8 protein-coding genes are annotated in these 10,733 nt (G+C 59.5%); all 8 read left to right on the top strand.

From position 1 onward, the window contains the following. Positions 1-235 precede the first annotated feature (235 nt). The 8 genes from WCB02_RS14275 (at position 236) to WCB02_RS14240 (ending at position 10,129) form a co-directional block, all read left to right on the top strand. Complete coding sequence (locus WCB02_RS14275; protein WP_423958866.1) at positions 236-559, top strand: hypothetical protein; 324 nt, start codon at positions 236-238, stop codon at positions 557-559. 651 nt (positions 560-1,210) lie between these two features. After that, positions 1,211-3,826, top strand: a complete 2,616-nt coding sequence (locus tag WCB02_RS14270; RefSeq protein WP_423958865.1) for a tetratricopeptide repeat protein — start codon at positions 1,211-1,213, stop codon at positions 3,824-3,826. A 13-nt stretch (positions 3,827-3,839) separates the two neighbouring features. Continuing rightward, on the top strand, positions 3,840-5,051 hold the full coding sequence (locus WCB02_RS14265) for a hypothetical protein (protein WP_423958864.1): 1,212 nt from the start codon (positions 3,840-3,842) through the stop codon (positions 5,049-5,051). A gap of 132 nt (positions 5,052-5,183) precedes the next feature. Further along, on the top strand, positions 5,184-5,900 hold the full coding sequence (locus WCB02_RS14260; RefSeq protein WP_423958863.1) for an O-methyltransferase: 717 nt from the start codon (positions 5,184-5,186) through the stop codon (positions 5,898-5,900). 100 nt (positions 5,901-6,000) lie between these two features. Then, positions 6,001-7,152: a UDP-galactopyranose mutase gene (locus WCB02_RS14255; protein WP_423958862.1), complete on the top strand. Its 1,152-nt coding sequence runs from the start codon at positions 6,001-6,003 to the stop codon at positions 7,150-7,152. Positions 7,153-7,270: 118 nt separating this feature from the next. Next, positions 7,271-8,425 (top strand): hypothetical protein, encoded by a 1,155-nt coding sequence (locus tag WCB02_RS14250; RefSeq protein WP_423958861.1) that lies wholly within the window; start codon positions 7,271-7,273, stop codon positions 8,423-8,425. An 80-nt stretch (positions 8,426-8,505) separates the two neighbouring features. Then, positions 8,506-9,336, top strand: coding sequence for an ABC transporter permease (locus WCB02_RS14245; RefSeq protein WP_423958860.1), 831 nt, complete (start codon positions 8,506-8,508; stop codon positions 9,334-9,336). 13 nt (positions 9,337-9,349) lie between these two features. Beyond that, complete coding sequence (locus WCB02_RS14240) at positions 9,350-10,129, top strand: ABC transporter ATP-binding protein (protein ID WP_423958859.1); 780 nt, start codon at positions 9,350-9,352, stop codon at positions 10,127-10,129. Positions 10,130-10,733 lie beyond the last annotated feature (604 nt).

Genomic DNA, 10,733 nt, shown 5'->3' with positions numbered 1-10,733 from the left:
GCGAGATCCAGCGGGGGCTGCCGCGCAGCATCGTAATCTTCATGGGATGGAGATGCCTGAACATCAGCGCATTCATGTCTTCGACGCCAAGGTCGATGGGGTTCGGCATTGGAAACGACTTCTCGATCTCCTCCTGAAGTGTCTCGACCACGACCTGCACCCCGGACCCGAACACGGCGAGCCGTCCCCCAAGGAACAACGCGGCCCAGCGGGACAACGTATCCCGGCGGAACAGATGATCCGCAGCGACCGTGATCAGGACGTCATCGTCTTCGCGAAGCTGATCCGCGCCGCGGTGCCAAAGCAGCCAGTGGGAACTCGGGTTTCCCGGATCTATCTCGGCGAGCGAAAATCGATGGATACGAAATTTGACATGCCGCGCCGCTTCCCGGAAGACGCTGTGTGCGCCCAACCGCTCCGCATCGGCCGAAGTCGTATGGATGTCATAAACGACCTCATGCTCTGCGGCCAGCGCGGGCAGGTTGCCCGGGGCCAGCAGAGAGCGCAGGGTCACCCGGGCAAAGCGATCCGTGAAATCGTGACCCCATACGACAGTTAGCAGGTGAAAACGCATGGCCGTGGAGAACCGATCTCAGGCTGAGGTGGCGCACGGATTGCAATTCACCGACAGACCGGCGAGAGTCGCTTGCAGCAAACGGTGCATCTCAGAGACCCGTGTAAAACGTCATCGACAAACCATGGCCGAGGTACCGGCGATGATCCAGCCTCGGGCAATTGCGGAACTTTACCAAAGCCGGCGAACGCTCGGGAGCAAAATCATTTTTAGCATCGAGACGCAAGGACTTCCCTGCCTGATTGCAGGGCGCCCGCTTCGATGCGACTCGACTCAACCAGGGCACTCGCACGCCTTTTGGAGGTTCGGTCCCGCGATCTCGCCATACGGCGGCTGGCATCGCAGGGGACTGCCCGCCATTCGCGTGATTGCGCGCTCAATTTTCGCATCACCTAATTGGCGTCGGATTTTGACACGCCTTCTGGCGCGCTTTGGCCGTGCATTTGCCGGCACCCGCTCGCGGCCTCCGACCAAGATCGAAGTTACAAGCGAGACTAGGCGATCGCTGAACTTGATGCTATTGCGACGCGAAAGAAAATGCTACGCCGCATCGGCCCGGAAGCAGAGGGCCGGCCTCGATGTTCTACTCTAAGCTATTGAGACTAGAGAATATTATTGCTCTGGGGAAGAGTTAGAATGAAGATTAGACTGATCACAGTGGTGTGGGGCCGCGAGTTCGTTGATCTGTTTCTGACCGTCGCACTGCGCAGCCTGCTGGCCGAAGGCAACGCGCCGGCTCTCGTCGCGGCTCACGACGTCAACTACACGATCTACACCACGCCCGAGGATGCCCAAGCGTTGCAAGCCGATTCGGCGTTCGAGAAACTGCGCAGCGTCGTGAAAATCCATTTTTCGTTGTTCAATCAGAGCGAGATCGACCCGGCCGATCCGGGCTCACGCGGAATCCTTTGGAATCGCGGCCTGCAGCTGGCTCAGCGCAATGGAGAAGTGCTGTTCTTCATCATGCCGGACGTTCTTCACGCGCGGGGCACTTTGTTGCGTTGGGCGCGTCGCTTCGAAGCCGGGGCGAGAGCGGTCTTCGCGATAGGGCCGCGCGTCACGCTGGAGACGGCTTTGCCTGAACTCGAGGACCGGTTTCCTGATCGCGCCAGTCCTTGCGATCTCGATGACCAACAGCTGATCGATTTGCTGTATCGCCACTTTCATCCGCTCCATGCGACCATGCGGCGCGCGAGTGAGCGGCGACATGCGGATCCGAAATCCGATCTTCGGGTCGTGCCCGGGCAAGGCTTGATCGCTCGTGAGATCGTGTCGCAGCCGTTCGCGCTTGATCCCGGCTTCTTTTCAGAACTTCGCTTTTTTGCGCCGGAGGATCACCTCGACACCCTGGCCTTCGAGCCCTGCTCTACCGTGAGCCTCGAGCCGATCGCCAAGTTCATCGATCATTGGTACCGACCATGGCCGCTCGATCAGACCCGTCTATCCAACCTCGGAGGGTGGTGGGACCGGCATTCGACCAAGTCCTGCGAGCTAGAAAGCGAACAGACGTTCGCGCTGTGCCATGAGCGCGGCGAAGATGGAGCCGCCGCAATTGCGCGAGCTCGCGCCGTTGGCAGCGGACGATTCTACCGAGCACAGATAGTGACAGCTGGTCGGCTTTACCGACTGTTCGTCGAATTGCGCCAGCATAAACTGTCACGGGCCGCCGCCGTCCTGGCCGCAGCGGTGTTCGCCGGCCGCTTGCGTCGGCGCCTCGGCATCCGTCGACGCGCCATCCTCCTCATTCCCGTCGACGCGGCTCTCGATGAGAATTGGTCGCAGATCCGCGAATTGCTGACCCCTGGACGAGAGCGTGATCTGACCGATCTTGTGAGCGATCACGTCATTCTTCCCAAGGAAGAGGTGCGGCTCTCTCGCCGTCGGCGAGGCGTCTTGGATGCGACCGACGAGGCCGGACCGGAGCGCCTGTTCACGATGAGTGGGCAGGCAGCCGAACCGCTCATTGACGCGGCTGAGGTCGTGGGCACCCCCTTTGACGTGGGACCTTTCACGATCTATCCGATTGATCGCGTGCTCTGGCAACATGCGCCGCACGGTGTGGTTACCGCAGATGCAAAGCAGGCCGTCCATCCCATCCGAGCGGCGCCGAACCCGGTCAGCAGTTTCAACTTGATCGGTTCCGGGGGGCTTCGGCCCGGGCCCTATCTCAATCGAGGACGCAGAGTTCTCCGACAAATGACCCGTTCCGCGGCGCGGCATGGAGTTTCCCTGTCAATCCATCTGCTTCGCAGGATCGAGCTCAAGATGGAGCGGGTGCCGCCGGTTGGCCGGTTCGCCCGTCTCTCGTTGACGGTGTTGCGCAGCATTCAGCAGCACGGATTCGCAGTCACATGGGGACGGGCGGCGGGTCGAATACCCGTATTGCGTGCGCCGGCAAGCCTGGTTGAACGGATGCGGGATCAGAAGCATCGCCTCGCCGGCACGGGACTTCGCGTGGTGCACGCCGTTCGCCGCGACGGGTGGAAGGTCGCCATGAGACGGGCAAGGAATCGCTTGAAGGTCGCGGCGTCGGAGAGCTTGACCACGGCGCGATTGAACATGATGAGCAGCGACATCGATGCCTTCAATGACATCCGCCGCATTCGTGTGCTGCAGGCCATCGAGCAGGTGTTGACGGAGTTCATGCAAGCCCTGCCCTTGGACGAAGAGCAGTCATCGCCGCTCGTTCTCGTGCGAGGAATTCTTGGCCAGTTGGAGAAGGCGGAGCAAGGGTCCCTCTCCCAGGTGTTGGTCGCCCGGCTCCTTCAGCTCACCGCCAAAAATCCGATGTGGTCGGATGCATGGCTGGAGCTGGGGTTTCTCCACCTGGATGCAGGACAGCTGGACGACGCATTGGCCGCGTTCGAACGCGCGATGCAGGGGGCCCAGCTGAAGGATGGCGACAAGGTCAATTCACTGGCCATTGCGGCTGCAAACCACGGACGGATTCTGGCCGCAAGGGGTCGGCATCAGGAAGCCTGCGAGAGTTTCGCGTTTTGCCTCGGCCGCGATCCGGGACAGGCGGTCACCGCTGTCGAATACGCTGAACAACTGCGCACGCTCGGCCAGCTCGACCTGGCGGCCAGCTACTATGTCGAGGGCATGAACTATCACGGGATGCGGTGGAATCTGCCCAAATTCCCGCGCGATGCCAGAAAGATAAGCTTCGCGTCCTTCAGCCCGCGAAAAGAGATCGGCCCGCGTCCTGGAGTTGATGTACCGATGCGATCTGCTATAGAGACCGTAGATTGAAAGGACGGGACAGATGTTGGAGCCAGAAACGTACCGTGCCAGCGAACGTCTCGCGAAGGCCCAGTTGCCGACGTGGTGGGTGGCGCAAACGCACAATGTCGATCATTTCGAGAAGGCTGGTTTCCCGGTACGAATTTCCAGCCTGCGCGAGGTCGGGCAGCTGCTCGACACCATGCAGGAAAACCGCTTCGAGAAATACATGGGTGAACTCGGCGGCTTGACGGAAAGCGAGTACGCTCTGCTGATCAAGGCATGCCGCGATGCCGTGCTGCTTCAGCTCACCTATCTGTCCAACAGGCGGCCGATCCTGCCGCTTTCGACTCTGCTGTCATCCTTCGCACTGTACAAGAAATTCCTGGGCGTTGATGCGAATTTCCGCTCGGTGCTCGAGATCGGTCCCGGCTGCGGTTATCTATCCTTTATTCTGCGCCATCATGCTCCGTTACAGAACTACAGCCAGATCGAGGCCTGCGAGAGCTTCTATCTGCTGCAGAATCTGGTGAATGTGCATTGCTTTGGTCCTCGCTTCGAGGAGCGCGCGCTTGTGCCCAGGGACACCTCCGTGCTTGACTATTTCTCGCCAGCCGAGACCCGCCCGGGATATACTGAAATATCCCGGACGATCCAGCTCGATCTGAAGCGTCCGCTGTGCACCCACTATCCGTGGTGGCGGATCGGTGAACTCGCGAGCCGGGATCAGAAATTCCAGATCGTGACATCAAATGCCAATCTCCTCGAGTTCAACAGAACCGCCCTGGACGACTATCTGACGCTGCTGCGACAGGTCATGGAGCCGGACGGCGTGTTCGTCGTGCAATGCACGGGCTATCCGGCAAGCGGAACATTGGAATCCCTGATCGACAAGATCTGGGAAAAGGGCTTCGCAACGCTGATGTTTGTGCTGGAGAGCAAGCCCATTGCGGCACCGGGACAGAACAATTCGACCGGGCTTCTCGCTCATCTGAAGGGGGAAGCGAATAGCTCCCGTGCGTTCGCCGTCAATAATTGCCTGTTCGTCAAGCCAGGGCATTCCCTGTACGATAAGTATCACGATCGAGCAAACTGTCACAGCCACTTCGTCGCCAACGAGCCACTGGTGAATGATGTGTTCTTTGCGCAGCCGGCGGGCCGTCGGATGTACGGAGCCCATGAATTTATCGAAGACACGGAGCGAGCACTCCAGGAGATATGCGAACCACGTCGGATCGGACAGGCGGCGGAATGATTGCGGTCGACGCGCATCCTTTACTTGAAAGAACCGCACCCCGCTTGAATCCAATTCTCCTCGTCCCGCAATCCCGCATGGAACAGGGGTGTTCCTGCAGGGATCGTAGGGTAACAAAGGTATCCAATCATCATGAGCAAAGCCTTGACCTTGTGGGACAAGCTCCTCCCCGACCAGCCGCTCAACAATGAATATTTCGGCGGCTCCGATTACCCTCGCGCACTGTACGACTTCATTGCGCGGACCAGCGGGTTGAAGCCGGCCACGGAGACATTCAAGCTTGTGCTATCGGACAAGGTCACTGTCGAGGAGATGGCCTCCAATCCGGTCCAGTTGCGCCTGCTGGAGCTGATCGTTCGGCTGCTCGGGGCGAAACGTGTGATCGAGATCGGCGCGTTTATCGGATTGTCGGCGATGTCGATGGCACGGGCGATGCCGCCGGGCGGCAAGCTTACCACGATCGAGAAATTCGATCACTTCGCTGATATTTGTCGTCGAAATTTTGTGGCTAACGGCCTGTCGGACCGGATCGAGGTGATTCAGGGCGATGCGTTCGAGATCATCGACCGGCTTCCTCAGGATCCTCCATTCGACCTGGCGTTCATCGACGGCAACAAGGAACGCTACGCGCACTATTTCGAGGTGCTGGAGCCACGCGTTCGGCCCGGCGGCCTCATTCTGGTCGACGACGTGCTATTCCATGGCGACGCGCTCAATGCGTCCCCGAAAACAGAGAAGGGCGAAGGCGTCAAGGCCTTCATGGATCTGGCGGCCAGCCGTGACAATTACCTCCGCCTGGCGCTGCCGATCTGCAACGGGCTCATGGTCATGCAGAAACCCTATACATGATCTGAAGCGTTTCAGCCGGTCCCGCATCACGAGGTCTCCATCCCGGCACGGCAGATGAACGAATGGGTTCTCAATTGGCATATTTGCAAAAAGGCGACAAATGAAGACGGCCCTGGTCATCGGTGGAGGTTTTGCCGGCTGTGCATCGGTTCACCAGTTGCTCATGATGGGTGGCTGGGACGTGACCTTGGTGGAGGCGCTGCCGTATCTCGGTGCAGGGGTGCGGACGTCCTGGTACGGCGGGCATCCCTATACGTTCGGTCCGAGGCATTTTCTGACTCAAAACGAGCAGGTGTACAATTATCTCGATAAGCATTGCCCGCTTCGCAGGTGCCTGGACCATGAATTCTGGACCTACATCGAGCCGGACAACGCGTTCTACGGCTTCCCCATCCATCGCGATGACATCGGACGGATGCCCGATCATGACGCGATCGAACAGCAACTCAAGCAGGTTTCGGGGGTGGAGAACGCCAAAAACCTGGAAGATTACTGGATCGGTTCGGTGGGGCCGCGGCTGTATGAAAAATTCATCGAGAAATACAGCACAAAGATGTGGTTGATCGATGACAACAAGCAAATAGATACATTCAACTGGTCGCCCAAGGGCGTCGCCATCAAGGAAGGGACCCGTGCAGCCTGGGACACCGCGCTGTCCGCCTACCCGCACGCGGCCGATGGCTATAACCAGTATTTTGATATCGCCACCAACGGCGCCAATATCATGCTGAATACGAGGATCGAGCGCTACGATATTCCAAACCGCACGGTCTGGATCAAGGGAGAGAAGCGAACCTTCGATCTGATCGTGAGCACGATTTCCCCGGACCAGTTGTTCGACAATTGCTACGGAGAACTGCCGTACATCGGAAGGGACTTCCACAAGATCGTGTTTCCGTCGGAAGAGATCTTTCCAGAACACGTCTACTTTCTGTACTACGCCAACGATGAACGCTTCACGCGGCTGGTCGAATACAAGAAATTTACGCTGCACAAGTCGCCGACGACCCTTGTAGGCATGGAAATCCCGTCCATGAATGGGAAGTACTATCCGCTGCCAATGAAGTGGGCGCTCGCTCAGGCGGATCGTTATCACCAGGAGATGCCTCCCGGCGTGTTCTCGTTGGGACGACACGGCAGCTACCGCTACGCGATCGATATCGACGACTGCATCGAGCAGGCCATGGCGATGGCAGAAGAAGTCCGGGGTGGTGGCCAGCAGCACCCGGTACCCGGCACCAAATGGCGGTGAAGGTCACGTCGGCAACGATTGTCAAATACCGTGGGTGGAGTTCGTCGATTCACGGGAATACGGCCTCAAGACCCGATTTTGATTTTGGCATTTTGGCGAAGCACCGACGGCGTTCTCCATGATCAGAATCGTCCGGAAGATTTCGTTCGGGCTGCGGACTCATGGGCTGAAATACCTCTACCGCGCTCCGGTCAACGAGTTCAACTATCCACGTCTGGCAGCGACACGGGCGCTGAGACGCGTCCTCGTGTCGGTATCGGACGGACTGTCGTCCGGCTCGGCAGCGGGCGCACTTTGGCCCGATCAGGCACTTCTTTTCGTCTACGACCTGTCGATCGCGCCGGTAACCTTCGATTTCATCTCCTATCTCGCCGCCGCTGAGCTGGCGCGCCGCCGCAAGGGACTTGCGCACATCGATGTCGTGTTCGTCACCGGACGAGACGGCAATCTGCGAAAGGAGCAGCCCGACTACGAGGCGGAGATCGATTCGACCGCGCGGATGTGGCGGCTGCGCAACATCCTGCTGCCGGCGCTTGCTCTGCTGCCGAGCGTTCGGTCATCCGTCATGTGCACGTCGCGGGAGCAGGCCAGGCAGCTTTCGGCGGGAGCGGCGACGCAGATTTATCCACCCGACTACCGGGTGGATTTGCCCTGTCAGCCCGTGAAAGCCTGGCTGCACGACATGGTGCGCGAGGGCGACAAGGTGTGGCCTATGCTCCGCGCCAGCGCCGCCGCGAGACGCTACGTCGAATCCTATCTCGACAAGGTCGCAGGCCATCGGCTTCCGCTGGTGATCAGCCTCCGCAACTACGGCTTTGCCCGCCAGCGCAACAGCCGAACCGCTGATTGGATCGCATTCGCGGACCGCTGCGACAAGGCTCGTTTCGCCCCGATCTTTGTGCCCGACACCGAGGCCGCGATCACCATGGAGCCGAAGGATCTGGGTGGTCACCCCGCTTGTTTGGCAGCCTGCTGGAATCTGGAAATCCGCATGGCCCTTTACGAAGCTGCGTGGCTCAATATGGGCGTCATGCATGGCCCACTAGAGCTATGCTGGCTGAATGAGAACGCGCGCTATCTGATCTTCCTTCCGATGGGCGCCGATGCCAATAACTCGGCCCTTGCGTTGACGGAGCATGGCCACCGCCTCGGCGCCGATCTCGACTTCGCAACGCCCAGCCAGCACATCGTTTGGGAGCCCGATGAGCTCGACCACATCGAGGCGGCCTTCTCGAGCTTCAGCCGAACTCTGCCGGCGGGGCCGCGCGGGTGAGCGGACAGGACCAGACAGAAGACCTGATTGACAAGCATCTGCCTCAGCCGATAACAGCGGCCCGGAATCGGGAGACCGCAATGGGGATCGATCCTCAGTCGAAATCAGGCCTGAAGCCCCTCACCATCAGTGCGGTCGAAGACATCGTCGGCGGGGCCCTCAGGTGGGAGCTGTGGGGCCGGCTGGGATGGCTGGAAGTCAAGCGCAGATACCGCCGGACCACCCTCGGACCGTTCTGGTCGTCGCTGACGCTCCTGGTCTTCGTGATCGTCATGGGCAGCGTCGGCTCCGGCCTCCTGAGCAGGAATACCAGCGAGTATCTCCCGTTCCTGGTTTCCGGGATGTTGGCCTGGACCATGCTGTCGAGCATGATTGGCGAAGCCGGAGGCGTGTTCGTCGCCGGAGCCGGACTTATCCGGCAGATGAACTTCGAGCAGTCGATCCTCGCCTATGCGCTGGTCTGGCGCAATTTCATTGCCTTCCTGCACAACATGATCGTCTATCTTCTGATCATACTGGTCTACATGCCGCACGCGCTGACATGGAAGGTAGCATTTGCGATACCCGGGCTGATGCTGCTGATGGTGAACGGCGTGTGGATCACCATCGTGCTCGGCACCCTCACCGCCCGATTCCGGGACGTGCAGCAGATCGTGCAAAGCATCATTCAGGTCTCGATGTTCGTGACACCGCTGTTCTGGTCGCCCGACAATTTGAGCGGGACTCGCAGAGTGGTCTTTGTCGGGCTCAATCCGCTCTACCACCTGCTCTCGATCGTGCGTGATCCCCTCCTCGGCCGCATGCCGAGCCTTAATTCCTACATCGCAGTCGCGATCATCACCCTTGTGGGCTGGACTTTCGCATTCGTTGTGTACAGCCGATTCCGCAAGCGTATCGCCTATTGGCTCTAAGAGGAGATCTGGGATGCGGTTGGTCGTGGAGCATGTTCACGTCGACTTCCCGATATATGGGGCGCAACGCAGCCTGCGGAAAGTGCTGTTCGAGCGCGCCACGGGCGGCATCATCTCGAAAGATTCGAGGAACGCGAATCGCACCGTCGTCAAGGCCCTCAACGATGTCTCGTTCGAACTCCACGAGGGCGATCGCCTTGGCCTGGTCGGCCACAACGGCGCGGGCAAGTCGTCGCTGCTGCGCACGCTCGCCGGCGTCTATCAGCCGGTATCGGGCAGGATTCTGGTCGATGGCGTCGTCACGCCGTTATTTGATATGCTGCCGGGCATCGACGCCGAGGACACAGGATATGAGAACATCCGCACCGCCGGCATGATGTTCGGATTGCAGCCGGATCGGATCAATCAGTTGATCGCAAGCGTCGAAGAGTTCAGTGAGCTCGGCGAGTTCATGGGCTTGCCCGTTCGCACCTATTCGACCGGCATGGTGACGCGCCTGGGGTTTGCTTTTGCGACGTCGATAGACCCGGGTATCCTGCTGCTGGACGAGGGGATCGGTGCCGGCGATGCGCGCTTCGCCGATCGCGCCGCGGAACGGATGGCAGATTTCCTCGAACGCAGCCGGATCGTCGTCATCGCGAGCCACTCCGACCACCTGATCCGCTCGATGTGCAACAAGGCAGCCTTGATGCATACCGGCCGCGTTGTCGCGCTGGGCGACGTTGAAACGGTTCTCGAAGTCTACCAGGCCTACGTTCACGGCGCCGATTTTGAATGGACACGGCAGGCATAGCCCGGTTTATCGTACGCCCCGCCGTTTCCCGAAGACCGCGCTGAGCAGGCGAGGCGAATGGGTTGAAAGAGCGGGCGACGAGTTTGAGGCAGCGGAATAGCGACCGCCGGGATCGCGTGCGTGACATGACGGAGATCAGCCGCGGTCATCTGTTCGGCAATTTTCGTGTTAAATCATTTCAAGGATCGTTGGCTGTTCTGATCGTTACGGCGTCGTGTGCCTGATGATCGTACCTGAGGCCTGGGCATATAATGATCTCACGGCAACCGCCATTGTCCTCGGCGCCGGCGGCAGCTGCGTAGCAATCGCACTGGCGATCGCGCATTTTTCCTTCGAATGGATAGAGAAACCTTGCATGGACATGGGTCGTACCTGGTCCGATCGTATAGAACTCGGCGGCATCATCCGGGCCCCAATTGTTCCATCAGCCTAGACGATCGATTTCTTGAAACTTGTCATTTCCAAGCCCCAGACCTGCCCCTGAGGCATCACGAGAACCACATTCCGATTTTCAGAAATTGTTGTTGACGCCACCCCAAATCACCACTACAACTCCCGCCATCCTGTTCCACAGAGGGGCGTTCCGGATCGTCCAGAGACGCGG

Origin of the sequence: Bradyrhizobium sp. (genome assembly GCF_049581145.1) — a bacterium.
GTDB lineage: Bacteria > Pseudomonadota > Alphaproteobacteria > Rhizobiales > Xanthobacteraceae > Bradyrhizobium.
The sequence above is the reverse complement of the archived record's forward strand: the minus strand, read 5'-3'. Positions and strand labels throughout refer to the sequence as shown.